General features: G+C 65.0%; 16 protein-coding genes and 1 other RNA gene. 3 read left to right on the forward strand and 14 right to left on the reverse strand.

What is annotated here, in order from left to right:
- Positions 1-480: 480 nt before the first annotated feature.
- Positions 481-1104, reverse strand: coding sequence for a thiamine phosphate synthase (thiE, locus tag AC1PLU_RS04875; protein ID WP_115040889.1), 624 nt, complete (start codon positions 1102-1104; stop codon positions 481-483).
- Between the two features lie 23 nt (positions 1105-1127).
- On the opposite strand from thiE, the gene AC1PLU_RS04880 reads away from it, so the two are divergent.
- Entirely contained in the window at positions 1128-1367 is a 240-nt protein-coding gene (locus tag AC1PLU_RS04880) for a rubredoxin (protein ID WP_229009144.1), read from the forward strand.
- Positions 1368-1464: 97 nt separating this feature from the next.
- Here the strand turns inward: AC1PLU_RS04880 and AC1PLU_RS04885 are convergent, their stop codons facing one another.
- The 8 genes from AC1PLU_RS04885 to AC1PLU_RS04920 form a co-directional block, all read right to left on the reverse strand.
- The gene (locus AC1PLU_RS04885; RefSeq protein ID WP_481107867.1) at positions 1465-2346 is read right to left on the reverse strand and encodes a SirB1 family protein; all 882 of its coding nucleotides are present in this window, start codon (positions 2344-2346) and stop codon (positions 1465-1467) included.
- Between the two features lie 40 nt (positions 2347-2386).
- A complete protein-coding gene (locus tag AC1PLU_RS04890; protein WP_481107868.1) occupies positions 2387-2836 on the reverse strand; it encodes a DUF192 domain-containing protein in 450 nt (149 codons plus the stop codon).
- Positions 2837-3000: 164 nt separating this feature from the next.
- Positions 3001-3648: a ribose-5-phosphate isomerase RpiA gene (gene rpiA, locus AC1PLU_RS04895; RefSeq protein ID WP_115040887.1), complete on the reverse strand. Its 648-nt coding sequence runs from the start codon at positions 3646-3648 to the stop codon at positions 3001-3003.
- Positions 3649-3738: 90 nt separating this feature from the next.
- Positions 3739-4215, reverse strand: a complete 477-nt coding sequence (locus tag AC1PLU_RS04900; RefSeq protein WP_481107869.1) for an EVE domain-containing protein — start codon at positions 4213-4215, stop codon at positions 3739-3741.
- Positions 4212-4802 (reverse strand): 5-formyltetrahydrofolate cyclo-ligase, encoded by a 591-nt coding sequence (locus tag AC1PLU_RS04905; RefSeq protein ID WP_481107870.1) that lies wholly within the window; start codon positions 4800-4802, stop codon positions 4212-4214. The genes AC1PLU_RS04900 and AC1PLU_RS04905 overlap by 4 nt, the downstream gene beginning before the upstream one ends.
- A gap of 81 nt (positions 4803-4883) precedes the next feature.
- Positions 4884-5068, reverse strand: a non-coding RNA gene (gene ssrS / locus AC1PLU_RS04910) — 6S RNA.
- A 96-nt stretch (positions 5069-5164) separates the two neighbouring features.
- A complete protein-coding gene (locus AC1PLU_RS04915; RefSeq protein ID WP_006451377.1) occupies positions 5165-5464 on the reverse strand; it encodes a cell division protein ZapA in 300 nt (99 codons plus the stop codon).
- Positions 5461-5682, reverse strand: coding sequence for a TIGR02449 family protein (locus tag AC1PLU_RS04920; protein ID WP_011038363.1), 222 nt, complete (start codon positions 5680-5682; stop codon positions 5461-5463). Before AC1PLU_RS04920 ends, AC1PLU_RS04915 begins: the two co-directional genes overlap by 4 nt.
- Before the next feature lie 237 nt (positions 5683-5919).
- On the opposite strand from AC1PLU_RS04920, the gene AC1PLU_RS04925 reads away from it, so the two are divergent.
- Together AC1PLU_RS04925 and AC1PLU_RS04930 are read left to right on the forward strand one after the other, a co-directional pair.
- Positions 5920-6462, forward strand: a complete 543-nt coding sequence (locus AC1PLU_RS04925) for a YecA/YgfB family protein (RefSeq protein WP_006451375.1) — start codon at positions 5920-5922, stop codon at positions 6460-6462.
- A gap of 13 nt (positions 6463-6475) precedes the next feature.
- The gene (locus AC1PLU_RS04930) at positions 6476-7807 is read left to right on the forward strand and encodes an aminopeptidase P N-terminal domain-containing protein (RefSeq protein ID WP_481107871.1); all 1332 of its coding nucleotides are present in this window, start codon (positions 6476-6478) and stop codon (positions 7805-7807) included.
- Between the two features lie 506 nt (positions 7808-8313).
- Here the strand turns inward: AC1PLU_RS04930 and AC1PLU_RS04935 are convergent.
- From AC1PLU_RS04935 to hemW, 5 genes are all read right to left on the reverse strand, one after another.
- Positions 8314-8712 (reverse strand): XVIPCD domain-containing protein, encoded by a 399-nt coding sequence (locus AC1PLU_RS04935; RefSeq protein WP_481107872.1) that lies wholly within the window; start codon positions 8710-8712, stop codon positions 8314-8316.
- A 28-nt stretch (positions 8713-8740) separates the two neighbouring features.
- Positions 8741-10066 carry a Xaa-Pro dipeptidase gene (gene pepQ, locus AC1PLU_RS04940; protein WP_481107873.1) on the reverse strand — a complete coding sequence of 442 codons (1326 nt, stop codon included), beginning with the start codon at positions 10064-10066 and terminating at the stop codon, positions 8741-8743.
- 69 nt (positions 10067-10135) lie between these two features.
- On the reverse strand, positions 10136-10483 hold the full coding sequence (locus tag AC1PLU_RS04945) for a PilZ domain-containing protein (RefSeq protein ID WP_006451372.1): 348 nt from the start codon (positions 10481-10483) through the stop codon (positions 10136-10138).
- Positions 10480-12912 carry a DUF1631 domain-containing protein gene (locus AC1PLU_RS04950; protein ID WP_481107874.1) on the reverse strand — a complete coding sequence of 811 codons (2433 nt, stop codon included), beginning with the start codon at positions 12910-12912 and terminating at the stop codon, positions 10480-10482. The genes AC1PLU_RS04945 and AC1PLU_RS04950 overlap by 4 nt, the downstream gene beginning before the upstream one ends.
- A gap of 179 nt (positions 12913-13091) precedes the next feature.
- Positions 13092-14249 carry a radical SAM family heme chaperone HemW gene (gene hemW / locus AC1PLU_RS04955; protein ID WP_481107875.1) on the reverse strand — a complete coding sequence of 386 codons (1158 nt, stop codon included), beginning with the start codon at positions 14247-14249 and terminating at the stop codon, positions 13092-13094.
- Between the last annotated feature and the right edge of the window lie 5 nt (positions 14250-14254).

A 14254-nucleotide genomic window follows, 5' to 3' on the forward strand; every position in this document is an offset into this window, starting at 1 on the left:
GCCCGCCTACCATCGCGGGACACGCCGCAAGTACGTCCCTGTAGGCTCTTACGCGGCATCCATGCCGCGTAAGGTCCCGCGACGGTAGGCGGGCAAGGACCAGTCGAGGCGGTCGGTGTGCATGGCTCAAGCAATGCATCATGTGCTTCTAACTTGCTAGCGCACATGTAGTTCTGCAACCCGTACCGGGAAGCCCACGCACTTGCGAGACGCTCAGCTTTTTACCAAGCGACCGACAAACATTCTGGTGCGGTGTCCTTACCGATTGCGGGACTGTGTGGCGGCATGGATGCCGCCACCGAGCCTCCAGGGACGGATTCACGGCGTGTCCCGCGAGCGGTGAGGGCACCGCGCCCTCGACCAACCAAGCTTTTGACCTGAGCTTGCGACTGCATCAAACATCGCTACGACTCGAAATCCTGATGGTCTTGCGTCTTGGACAGCACGTGTCGCCGGCAACTCTGTCGTCTGCCAGCAGCGCTACTGCGCAAACCCGGCCCGATATGCCTGCACTGCTGCGACCGGATCCGGCGCGGCGTACACGCCACTAACCACCGCAATCAACTCGGCGCCTGCTGCTACCAACTCCGGCACCTGCGCAGCCGCGATGCCGCCGATCGCCACGCGCGGCACTCCCAGCGCAGCGGCCTGCTGCAACAGCGCAGGCGAGGCGCGACGTGTCGTCACCTTGGTCGTGGTCGGGAAGAACGCACCGAAGGCCACATAGCTCGCACCGGCCGCCACCGCCGCCTGCGCACGCGCGATCTCGTCGTAGCACGATACCCCGATGATGGCCTGCGCGCCCAACAGCGCGCGTGCCGCCGCCACCTCGCCATCGTCTTCGCCCAGATGCACGCCCTGCGCGCCCACCTGCAACGCCAACTGCGCATCGTCGTTGATGATCAACGGCACACCGTGCGCAGCGCAGGCCTCGCGCAGCGCGCTGGCCTGTTCCAATCGCAGCGGCGTGGTGGCCTGCTTGTTGCGGTACTGCAGCCAGGTGACGGCAGGCAGCAGCGGTCGCGTGCGCGCGAGCAGGCGCGCAGTGTCGGGCTCGTCTGGAGTGATCAGGTAGACGCCGCGGGCGTTGTGCAGGTCGGGCATGGCAGCGCTTCCGGAAGCGGTGGGTGGGATGGGACAATGCAGTCCCACCGTTGCGTGACCGCGATTATCCGATGAGCGAGACATCCACGACCACCTACCGCACCTGGATGTGCGTCGTCTGCGGGTTTCTCTACCACGAGGCCGACGGCATCCCCGAAGAAGGCATCGCCCCGGGCACCGCCTGGCAGGACGTTCCCGAGACCTGGACCTGCCCCGATTGCGGCGTGACCAAGGACGACTTCGAGATGATCGAGATCGGCTGAGGCGCTTTGCAGCGCAGTTGAGTGACTGCGTTTTTCGCGCCAGAACCTCGCCTGCGCCGGTCGCGTGACGCCGACGCACGCGCAGCTGGCGGTGATTTCAGTGCGCGTGCGCGCGCTGACCGTTCAGCTCGACCAGATGCTCATGCAGATTGGTCGCATCCTGCGCACTGGGGTTGAGCTGCAGATAGCGCGACAGATCGTGGCGTGCGCCGTTGCGGTGGCCCAGATGCAGATAGGCCATGCCGCGGTCGCGCAGCGCTTCGGGCTGGTCCGGCACCAGCTTCAGGATGCGATCGGCGCTGCGCGCGGCGCGGTCCCAGTGCTCGGCATCGGCGTACACACCGTGCAGATTGCGCAGGATACGGATCAGGATCGCACGGTGCGGCGCCGGGTCGAGAATCTGCGCCAGGGCGCGGTCGTCGGGAACCTCGCCACCCAGATGCGGACGCGCACGCTCGCGCAACTCGTCCACACCCAGCGGGCGTCCGCCGTTGAACGGGTCCATCACCAGCACGCCGTCGTCCACCGGCAAACGCACCAGAAAATGCCCGGGAAACGACACGCCCGCCAGCGGAATGCCTAGCCGGCGCGCGACTTCGATCTGCACCATCGCCAGCGAGATCGGGTTGCCCAGGCGGCGCTCGAAGACCTGATTGAGGTAGCTGTTGCGCGGGTCGTAATACTCGTCGTGATTGCCCGAGTACCCCAGCTCGTCGAACAGATAGCGATTCACGGCGGCCATCTTCAGCGGCCACAGGTCGATCGCCTCTACTTCACGGCGCAGATGCTCGACATGGCTTTGCACCAGCGTGTCGTACAACTCGGCATCCAGCTGCGGATACTCGTCGCGTGCGATCAGCAGCGCGGTGGACATCAACGGCACCGCGTCGTCGTCCAGGCTGGCGAGCGCGGTCCAATGGGGAAGTGGGAGCATGTCGACCATACTGCCAAGAGTGTCGGCAAGCGGCGCGTGGTTCAAGTCCGGTACTTCCTGACAGGAATGGCCTGTGGTGTGAGATTTACTTGAGCTTCGGGATGTCCGGGCTGAAATTCAGCGTGGCGCCGTCCTGCAGATTGAGCTTGGCGGCCTGGCCGGCATTGAGCTCCAGCACGTAACGGGCGGGCTGCTTGCTGGGGTAGGGCGGGCAGGCATCGCCGGCCGAACACGGCGGCACGTCGCGTTGCTGCGACACCAGCTGGCGCTGGTTGTCGAAATACAGGATATCCAGCGCGATCTTGGTGTTCTTCATCCAGTACGCCAGCGGCTCCTGGCGGTCGTGGATGAACAGCATGCCGTGATCGTCGGCCATGGCATCGCGGAACATCAGGCCCTTTGCGCGATCGGCGTCGTTCTGCGCCAGTTCCACCTGATAACGCGTGCCGGCCAGTTCCACCCACGCGCTACCGGCGCTAGCGCAGCCGCTCAGCAGGATCAGGCAGGCGAGGGCGAGAAAGCGAAAATGGCGCATGCGGCGTACCAACGGACGGGAATGGCGCACCATCTGCCAAGCGGCCGCGTGCGTCAAGCCGGCGTGGTGGGTTGGGCCGGTCATCGCGTGCAGTAGGTGGGCGGCCCGCAGTGGCTTCGCGCCGCAGGCCGGAAATGCGCGCGCGAACGCGCGCATGTCACCGCTCAGATCACGCGCGGCGGTTCGCCACCGACGATCACCACATCGGCCGGGCGACGCGCGAACAGGCCCACGCAGACCACGCCGGGAATCTGGTTCAAACTGCGCTCCAGCGCCACCGGGTCGGTGATCTGCAGGTTGTGCACGTCCAGCACCACATTGCCGTTGTCGGTGATCACGTTATCGCGCCACACCGGCTGGCCGCCGGTGAGCGCCAGGATCTGACGGGCCACCAAACTGCGCGCCATCGGAATCACTTCCACCGGCAACGGGAAGGTGCCCAGCACCGGCACCTGCTTGCTCGGGTCGATGATGCAGATGAAGCGCTCGCTGGCCTCGGCGATGATCTTCTCGCGCGTCAACGCCGCGCCGCCGCCCTTGATCAGGCAGCGGTTCGGGTCGCACTCGTCGGCGCCGTCCACATACAGCGACAGGTTGCCGGTGTGATTGAGATCCAGCACCTCGATACCGTGGCGCTTGAGCTGCGCGCTGCTCTGCTCGGAGCTGGACACCGCCCCCTTGATGCGATGGGCGATGCGGCCCAGTGCGTCGATGAAGTAGGCCACCGTCGAGCCGGTGCCCACGCCGACGATCATGCCGTCTTCCACGTAATCGATCGCTTTTTCGGCAGCCAGGCGTTTTGCTTCGGACATGGGTAAGAGCTCGGGATTGGGGATTGGGGATTCGTCAAAGCGGTGCGACGCGGGCGGGCAGTGGGCCAATCCCCAATGCCCAATCCCGAGTCACGGCGATTCCATCGCCAGCAGCAGCTTCCACTGCGCGGCAGTCACCGGCAGGATCGACAGGCGATTGCCGCGTGCGATCAGCGGGAAACCTTCGCCCAGCGCATCGGCCTGCTGCTTGATTTCGTCCAGCGCAATCGTGCGCTTGAGTTTGCGCTCGAAGGCCACGTCCACCAGCATCCAGCGCGGATCTTCGCGGCTGGCCTTGGGGTCGTGGTAATCGGATTTGGGGTCGAACTGGGTGTCGTCCGGGTAGGCCGCGCTGGCGACCTTGGCGATGCCGACAATGCCCGGCACCTTGCAGTTGGAGTGGTAGAAGAACACCCCATCGCCCACATGCATGCCGTCGCGCATGAAATTTCGCGCCTGGTAATTGCGCACGCCGTTCCACGGCTCGGTGCCGACGCGCTCCAGATCATCGATGGAAAACGTGTCCGGCTCGGACTTCATCAACCAGTAGCGCTTGCGGGCAGTCATACGGACACGGTGTCGTTTTTCAAGAAGGTGGCGCGTTCGGTGCAGACGGCATCCACCGCCACGTCCCACGATTCTGCGGGCAAGGCGGGAACCTGTTGTGCAGCGAAGCCGACGCCGACCAGCCAGGGCGGCGGCGCCTGGCGATGCCGAAACGCGAAGCTGCGATCATACCAGCCGCCTCCCATGCCTAGCCGCCGGCACTGCGCATCGAAGCCGGTCAGCGGCGTGATCACCAATGCCATTTCCTCGGGTGCAAGCAGCTCGGCGCGCTCCACGTCCGGTTCGGGAATGCCGTAGCGGTTGCTGACCAGGCCCTGGCCCGGCCGCCACGGCGCGAAGCGCAGCACGCGTCCGTCCAGCACCGGCAGGCAATAGCGCACGCCGGCCGGCAGACTCAGTTGCCACCGGTGCAATGCGATTTCGCCATCCATCGCCCAGTACCCGGCCACCGCACCGGCCTGCGGTGCGAACGGCAGCGCCAGCAGGCGTTCGGCCAACGCATCGGCGGCCGCCAGTCGCTGTGTTGCCGGCAGGCTGCGGCGTTGCGCACGCAACTGCTGGCGCAATGCATCTCGGTCGTCGGTCATGGGTGTCTCATGGCGGAAGGGATGACGCATTGTTTCAGACACACAAAAAGAAACGACGCCCGAAGGCGCCGTTTCAGATTTGCATTCTCCGCCATGAACGATGCGGGCGAAACGACCTTGAACCCGGGGTTCAAGTGGGGACGTTGTGAGGCCATCGGGCTTCCCGCTACAAGGCGGACTTGCACTCCCGGCTTCGTCGCGCCCCCGTGGTCGTAATTAAGGGACAAGGCGAATGTTTTGCACGCTGTCGTTTACAGCAGAGAACGCAGGTGAAGTATAGACCTCTGTTGCGCGATGGCTAGCCCATTCGTCGGCCGGCACGATTGAAAATTCATATTTGCGACGACAGTGCGAATTGCACTTCAACGCGGTGTGTCGGCCACGCTGTCGAGACGACGATTCAAGTTGTCAAGCGTGTTCGCCAACTCACGCTCGTAGAGCGCTTGCTGTTCGCGCAGTTGCTGCAATTCGTGCGCCAGATTGAGCGCGGCCAGCACTGCAACGCGATCCACCGCCGCCATGCGATTGCTGCCACGGATCTCGCGCATGCGCAGATCCAGCAGACGTGCTGCAGCAGTGAGACTCTCGCGTTCGTCTGCGGTAACGCCAACCGTGTATTCACGATCCAGAATACGCACGCTCACCGGCTCGTTGTTGCTCACGTGTGTTGCTCCAGTGACTTCAAGCGCACGATCATCGCTTCCACGCGCGAGCGCGCCTGTTCGTTCTTGGTCAGCAACTGCGCACGCTCGCCGATCAACTGCTCCTGCTGATGACGCAGGCTGCGGTTCTCGTCGGTCAACCGTTGGGTGCGCTCGACCAACGCCTCCACGCGGGCGGCAAGTGCGCGGAGTTGGGCGAGGGCGGCAGCGTTGTCCATACGCCCACGATAGGGGCGCGTGCGCGCGGCGGTCAAGCGCGCGATCACAGCCCGCTCACCCGCCGTCAGGCCAATCCCGACAAGGGCTGGCGCTGGCTCGAGCTAAGCCGGCGTCGTGCGCGTGGAACGCTGCATGGAACGCGGCAGTAGCAGCCGGGGCGGGGTGCCTTGATACACTGGGAAGTCTGATCGCCGGCCGGTGTGCCGGCCCCTTCTGTTCTTAGCCTGGATGACCTGATGGATCTGCCTGACGTAACCGCTGTGCAAAACGAGAGTCGCCAGTTGGCGCTGGCGTCCTCTGCGGCGGAGTTGCATGGTGGGCTGTGCGGGTGGCTCTCCGGTGGTGGCGCCGACAGCGGCGACTGGCTGGGGCACGTGCTGGCCGACGTGGCGCAGGTACCGCCCAAGCAGGGCGGCGCACTGGACCAGATGCGCCAGGCCACGGTGGCGCAGCTGGAAGACCGCGATTTCGCCTTCGAGCTCCTGTTGATCGACGACGGCGCACCGCTGGCGGCGCGTACCGACGCCTTGTTCGACTGGTGTCGTGCCTTCCTGGGCGGGTTCGGTCTGGCTGCAAAGCAGCGCCCGGCACTGACCGAAGAGGGCGAAGAAGCGCTGCAGGACCTGGCGCGGCTGGCGCAGGCCTCCAGCGACGATTTCGATGCCGCCGACGAAGACGACACCGCGCTGGCGGAGATCGAAGAGTTCGTGCGCGTGGCGGTGCTGTTGCTGCATGGCGACTGCGTGATGGGGCCGCGTTTCCGCCAACGTTTGAACTGACGGCGCGACCGACATGAAAAAGCTCACCGGGATCGGCGCGGCCGAATACGCGCGCCGGCGCAAGCAGTTGATGCAGATGGCCGGCGAGCAGGCGATTCTGATCCTGCCGGCCGCACCCGAGCGGGTACGCAGCCACGACACCCATTACCCGTACCGGCAGGATTCGGATTTCTGGTACCTGAGTGGCTTTCCGGAGCCGGAAGCGGTGCTGGTGCTAGTGCCCGGGCGCAAGCATGGCGAGGCGATCCTGTTCTGCCGCGAGCGCAATGCCGAGCGCGAAGCCTGGGATGGCCCGCGCGAAGGTCAGGAAGGCGCGGTAGCGCATTACGGCATGGACGATGCGTATCCCATCGACGATGTCGACGAGATCCTGCCGGGGTTGCTGGAAGGCCGTAGCCGCGTCTACTACCACTTCGGGCGCGATGTCGACTTCGATCTCAAGTTGATCGGCTGGCTCAAGCGCGTGCGCGAGCAGGTGCGCCACGGCGCGCAACCCCCGCATGAATTCCTGGAATTGGGACATCTGCTGCACGAGCAGCGGCTGTTCAAATCGCGCGATGAAATCGCGTTGATGCAGCAGGCCGCCGACATCAGCGTACGTGCGCATCGCGCCGCGATGCGATTGGCACGGCCGGGCGTGCATGAGTACGAATTTCAGGCCGAGGTCGAGCGCGAATTTCGCGCTGCCGATGCGTGGCCGGCGTACGGCAGTATCGTCGGCACCGGCAGCAATGCCTGTGTGCTGCACTACCGCGCCAACAATGCGCGCAGCCGCGACGGCGAGCTGGTGCTGATCGATGCCGGCGCCGAATATCGCGGCTATGCAGCCGATATCACCCGCACCTTTCCGGTCAATGGCCGCTTCACGCCGGCACAGCGCGCGCTGCACGATCTGGTCGGTGCGTCGCAGGCTGCCGCACTCGCGCAGGCGCGCCCCGGCGTAGCGTACGAAGCCGGGCATCTGGCCGCAGTGGAAACCTTGACCGAAGGATTGCTGCGCCTGGGGCTGCTCAAGGGCACGCTGGAACGCAACATCGCCGATGGCCATTACAAGCGCTTTTATCGGCACAAGACCGGCCACTGGCTGGGCCTGGATGTGCACGATGTAGGCGACTACCGGCTGGCAGGCGACTCGCGTCTGCTCGAACCCGGCATGGTGTTCACCATCGAACCGGGGCTCTATATTTCCGCCGACGACACCACGGCGGAGGCCAGGTGGCGCGGTATCGGCATCCGCACCGAAGACAACGTGCTGATCACCGCCGAAGGCCATCGCGTGTTGACCGATGCGCTGGCGCGCAGTGCCGACGAGATCGAAGCGGAGATGGCCGGCAGCGTTGCGTAATGTTGCGTCCAACGCGCGTCGCATCGACGACGCGTCGAATCGGGTTTATCGCCTTACTTAGAACAGCTAACAGAACGACTTCATGCCGGCCTGCTGCAGGGCGGCTGATCTGCGGCCTGGCTGCAGGGCCCTTGCCCGTCCACCATCGCGGGACACGCTGCAAGTGCGTCCCTGTAAGCTCTTATGCGGCATCCATGCCGCATAAGGTCCCGCGACGGTGGGCGGGCAAGGACCAGTGGAGATGGTCGGTGTGCATGGTTTTCAACAAAGCAACCGACTGACTTCTGGTGCGGTGTCCTCGCCGATTGCGGGACCGTGTGGCGGCATGGATACCGCCACCGAGCCTACATGGACGTACTTGCGGCGTGTCCCGCGAGCGGCGAGGGCACCGCGCCCTCGACCGACTCAGCGGTTGACCTGGACTTCTGACGGCAATCACCAAGATGCGGCTGACAAAACCCTGCGCTCACTGTTAGGCATCCGCTCAGTCGTTTTATTAGCCGATCTTACTGCCTCAACCGCGGTGTCTGCGTGGGTTCTGGTGGCTGGACTTGCTCGTCCGGCGACGCAAGCTGCCGCGCACGCTCGAACGATTGTTTTTCCGGCATGCCAAGTGCCTGCTCGGTTTTCATATGCGCGCGCAGATGCGCCGGGTTGGCCGGGTCGCCTTGCACCACGAAGACGTTCTCGCCGCCGTGCACACCTTTGTTGTTGGCCTCGCTCATCAGTACGTGATCCACGCGCGACAAGCCGCCTTCCTTGGCCAGCGGCAGCAACGCGGCAGTGAGCCGCGCGCTGGTCTGGTCGGGCTCGCGCCCGTGTGCGGCGTCGATCGCGTGCACACCGCGCTCGATCTGCTGATACATCGGATGGTCCGGGTGCGAGGGTTGGCGTGGATCGTTCATGGCGATGCTCCGTGCTGTGCAGAATAATTTATGGTGCGGCAAACACTGGGCGCGTCAGGTTTTCGGGAGCGCCATCAGTGCACACCACTTCGTCTTCGATGCGGATGCCGCCGTAGGGTTTGAAGTGGTCGACGCGCTGCCAGTCGATGCTGGCGGCGTGGCCGTTCTTCTTCACTTCGTCCAGCAGCATGTCGATGAAGTACACGCCCGGCTCGATGGTGACCACCATGCCCGGTTCGAGCACGCGGGTCAGGCGTAGATACGGGTGACCGGCGGGGCGCTCGATGCGGCCGCCGCGGTCGCTGGCTGCGAAGCCGGCGACATCGTGCACCTGCAAGCCGATCAGATGGCCCAGCCCGTGCGGGAAGAACGCGGCGCTGACGCCGGTGGCGAGCGCGGCTTCCGGCGACACGGTGAGAATGCCGAAGTCCTTGAGGATGCCCATCAACGCCAGATGCGCCTCCACATGCAGCTGCTTGTAATCCACGCCCGCGCGCACGTTCTGGCCCATACGGATCTGTGCGGCGTCGACTGCATCAATGAGTGCCTGGAATTCGCTGCCCGGGTCGGCGGCATAGGTGCGGGTGATGTCGCTGGCGTAGCCGTAGGCCGAAGCGCCCGCATCGATCAAAAAGCTGCGCAGCGGTTGCGGCGGCTGCTGGCCGAGTTCGGTGTAGTGCAGCACTGCGCCGTGTTCGTTGAGCGCAATGATGTTGCCGTACGGCAGTTCGTTGGCGTCCTGGCCCACGGCTGCGCAATACGCCATGTGGATGCCGAACTCACTTTGGCCTGCACGGAATGCCGCTTCGGCGGCGCGATGGCCGCGCACTGCCAGCTGCTGGGCAATGCGCAGCAGTGCGAGTTCGTATGGGGTCTTGAAGGCGCGCTGGTAGTCCAGGTAATCGATTAACGGCTGCGGATTGTTCGGCACATAGGCGCCGAGCGCACTCTGCGCTTCGCCGAGAATTGCGCAGCGCTCGGGCTGTTTGGGCAGCAGTGTCAATGCTTCGTCCGGGGTGCGGATGATGTGGATGTCGCAGTGCTCCACCCACCAGCCGCTGGGGGCGTCAGGCACCACATGCCAGTAGTCGAACGGCTGGTAGAAGATCACCGTCGGGCGCTTGCCCGGGGTGTAGATCAGCCAGCTGTTGGGCACCCGCGTCAGTGGCACCCAGGCCTTGAATTGCGGGTTGACCGCGTACGGGTAATCGCGGTCGTCGAACACCTGGTAATGCAGGCTGCCGCTGGGCACGACCAGATGATCGAAGCCGCCGCGCTGCAGCGCCTGATCGGCGCGCGCGGTCAGCGTGCGCAGGTGGTCGGAATACAGGTGGCTCAAGGACGGCTGGGTCATGCGGGGCTCGATCGGCAATGCAAAGGCAATGCGCAATTTTGCCGCAATCCTGGCAGCGGCGCTGTGCCTTCAGCCGGCCATGTGTTCCTCGGCGATCCAGGCGCGCAGGCGTCGCCGATGCGGCTCCGACATCGTCAGAAAGCGAAAACCGGCCCAGGCCTGTCCGGGAGCGTGCGCGGCTTCGGACCACAGCAGGTGCACGCCGACATCGATCTCGGTGGCGCGGCCTACGCGCTCGGGCAGGGTGAAGCGCAATTGATACAAGGCGTCGTCATGCAGCGGAACCGAAGCCAGCAGCAGCATGCCGGTTTCCGACACATTACCGACCCGGCCGATCTGCGCCTCGCTGAGCATGTCGGTGACCGGCACCAGATCGGTCGGTTGACGGCGCGGTGCGCGACGGGTGTCCTGGATCATGGGGCGACCTCTGCAGCAGGCGACTGGCCGGCAAGGTGACGTAACGTACGCACGGTGGCATGCCAGGCGCGGTCGATCAGACGCGATTTTTCTTCGATCAGCAAGCGCGCCTGACCGCCGGCCATCAGCCGCGCCAGACCATCCAGCGACTGCTCGCCGATCTTTTGCCCACGCTGATTGACGAACAACGCGTTGTCGGTCATCGGGCTGTACCAGGACAGCCGTTGCCGACGCAGGTCGCCCTGCTGGTTGACCACGAATTCGAACCAGGTACCGAATGGCAGGCTGCGCAACTGCGTGTAGCACGCTTCTTCGGCCGGCGAGCGCGGTGTAGCGATGTCCTTGCGCGGGGCGTTGTCGCCCTGGTCGCCCAGCCGCGTGCGCGCCCTGAGTTTGGCGGTGAGTTCGGTGCGCGAGGTCATCTCATCTTCGCCACCGGGCGTGGACAGGCGCCGCGCGATCGCTGCCGCTTCGTCCTGGTGATAGCCGATCTGTAGCAGCGCGGTTTGGACATCGCCACCGAGCGCGGTGTCGGTGGGCTGACCCTTGCTCAGACAGGTGACCTCGGCGATACGCGCCGTCAGTGCCTGGCGCTCATCCCATTCGGGCGATTGCTCGCCTTGCCGCAGCAGCGTGAGCGTGAGCACGTCCGACCACGCCTGGCGCAGCAGCGATTGCACGAAACGCGGCGGCGCGCTCTGCTCGCACAGATCTTCGATGCGCTCGGCGGCCTGTTGCTTGGCCGATTCCAGCCGCTCCTTGCCGCGTGCGGCATCCACATGGCGGCGCTCGGCGACCTCGGCCTTGCGCGCCAGTGCGCGTAGATGGGTCTGGATCTCGTCGTTGGCCGCAGCGAAAACGCTTTCGTCGCCGTGATAGTCGTTGACGATCTTGTCGACCGCATTGCCCAGCTTGTGCAGCAACTGCGGGTCGACATCGTCCTCGCCCAGCCATACCGCACCGGACTCGGCCACGGTGTTGAGCAATTCGCGCACCGGGTGCTGATCGCGCACGAAAAAATGCGTGTCGGCCAATGCCGCGCGCACCACCGGTACCTGCAACTTGGCAAGCAAGGTCTGCGCCGGGGTCTGCTCGCGCACTTCGCGTTGCATCTGCGCGTAGAGCAGGCCGAGCAGGTCGAAGGTATCGGTGTCCTGCGGCGATAGCGCCGCGTCCGGGCCGTGCTGGGCGCGCAGCAACTCCAGCACCTGCCGCTGCACCGCATCGATGCCGGCCGCTGCAGTCGATTGCGCGGCTAACGCGCCTTGCAGGCTGGCCAGCGCGTCGCCGAGCGCGGCTTTGGGCACTGCCGTGGAAGCCAGCTGGGGAAATGCTCTTTCAGCTGTTGCCTGCGAGCCTGTTGCGGGCGCTGTGCCGTGATTGGCAGCGCCGTGATTCGATGCACTGTGATGCGCGGATGGACCTGTGTTGCCGGCCGCCTGCGATTGACGTGCCGATGACATCAGGCCGCCAAGCGCCTGCATTGCATCGCTCAATGCAGGTGTTGCCTGCTCACCGTATGTAGCCGCAGCCAGTGTCATCGGAAAATCTGACGGATCCAGCAAGGCGCTCTGCCACGGTGTCGGTGCGGACTGCCCGCTCCAGCCGGTCGCCGGTTGCCCGCCACGCGGCGGCATCGCGCGCGCGTTGGTGGGTGCAGCATCCTTTGATGCAGTGGCCGATGCAGGCAGCGCGCGCCGCGTCTGCACCTGCGTGGGCTTGACCAGATACGGGTGATAGATCAGCCCCGGCAGGATGCCTTCCTGTGCGAGGACGCTGTTGACACGCTCATACAGATCGTTCAAACGCTCGATCAGCTGACGCTCGAACACGCGGTACAGCGTGAGTTGCCCATCCAGGCTCAGCCCCAGCGTTTCGCCGCATTGGCGCAGCAGGCGGCACAGCGCGTAAGGACCGAGCGGGACTTCTTCGAGTTCGAATTCGGCAACCACGCCGATCACCGCCAACCGTTGCGCCAGCAATTGCAGCGCATCGGCACGGCGCGAGGTTTCGCGGCGCGCGATCTCGCTGAGCACGATGTCGCGGTCAATATCGGTGTCTTCCACCAGCGTGAGCATCTGCGGATGCGCCGGCGCATCGGCCAGCGGTGTCAGCGACGGGCGCTCGCGCAGGTTGGCCAGATCCTGCGCCAGCTGCTGCAGAAAGGCTGGCGGAAACCGATCGATATGATCGCGCAAGCCACGCGTCTGCGCGTAGGTTTCGGCCTGGATCTGGCTGTTGCGCGCATGTTCGGCCTGATGCAGTAACTCGCGTTCCAGCTCGACAATGGTCAGCCGCAGCGGCCCGCTGAGCGCCTGCACGCAGTGCACGTGCAGTGCCGCGAGCAGATGCCGGCCGCGCGCGGACACCGGCGCATCGGCAATCGGGCCGCTGAGTGTGTGCTGCAGGGAAGAGGCGGGCGTGGACATCCGTGGAGGTGTGCTCGGTTCGAAGCGTGAGCTATGTAGCATGTTTTCCGCGTTGCCGCGCGACATTGGAGTGGCCAGGCGCGGCCATTGCTCGGTGCGCTGGACCACTCGAACACTCCAGACCTGCCGTGCCGGTCACGCGCGCATGACGGGCGCTCGCGAGGGTTTGCTGGCCAGCGTCAGGTCAGGAACAACTCGACCACATCGTTGGTGAAGCGGCGGCCCAGTTCGGTCAGTATCACGCGTCCGTCCTGCTCGGTCATCCAGCCCTGCGCGACCGCGCGCGCCAACGGCGCTGCGATCTCGGACGCCGCCAGACCGGTAGAGGCTTCGAAATCGCTCAGCCGGAAGCCTTCGTGCAGGCGCAATACATTGAGCATGTATTCGAACGGCAACCGCGCGCGCGGCACGACCTCATCGCCGCCGATCGATGCCGCAGTGCCGGCGCTGGCCAGATAACTCTGCGGATGCTTGTGCTTCCACCGCCGCAGTACGTGCTGCTCGGCGCCGGAACTGATCTTGCCGTGTGCACCGGCGCCAATGCCCAGATAATCGCCAAAGCGCCAATAATTGAGGTTGTGCGCGCATTGCCGCCCGGGCTTGGCGTAGGCGCTCACTTCGTACTGCGCGTAGCCGGCCTCGGCCAGCAGACGCTGGCAATGTTCCTGGATATCCCAGGCCGCATCGTCGTCGGGAATCCCCTTGGGCGGCCGCGCGAAGAACACCGTGTTCGGCTCCAGCGTGAGCTGGTAATGCGACATGTGGGTGGGCTGTAGCGCAAAGGCGCGTTCGAGATCGCGCTCGGCCTGCGCCAAAGTCTGCTCGGGCAGCGCGTACATCAGGTCGATATTGAAATTGTCGTAACCGGCATCCTGCGCCAGCTTGATCGCGCGCTCGGCCTCGGCACTGTCGTGGATGCGACCGAGCCGCTGCAGCGCCACATCGTCGAAGGTCTGCACCCCGAAGCTCAGGCGGTTCACGCCGGCGGCGCGATAACCATCGAAGCGGCCATGCTCGGCGGTGCCTGGATTGGTTTCCAGGGTGATCTCGAGATTCGGTGCGAAGCGCAGCCGCGCAGCCGCGGCTTGCAAAAATCTGTCGATCGCCTCGGGCGGAAACAGGCTCGGCGTGCCACCGCCGAAGAACACCGAATGCACCACGCGCCCCCACACCAGCGGCAAATCGTTGTCCAGATCGCGGATCAACGCATCCACGTACTCCTCGAACGGCAGCACGCCCTTGGCCGCATGCGAATTGAAATCGCAGTACGGGCATTTACGCACGCACCACGGCAGGTGCACGTACAGCGATAACGGCGGTGGGATCAGGTCGGGCACTGCAT

It is taken from the genome of Xanthomonas sp. NCPPB 2933 (assembly GCF_056725225.1).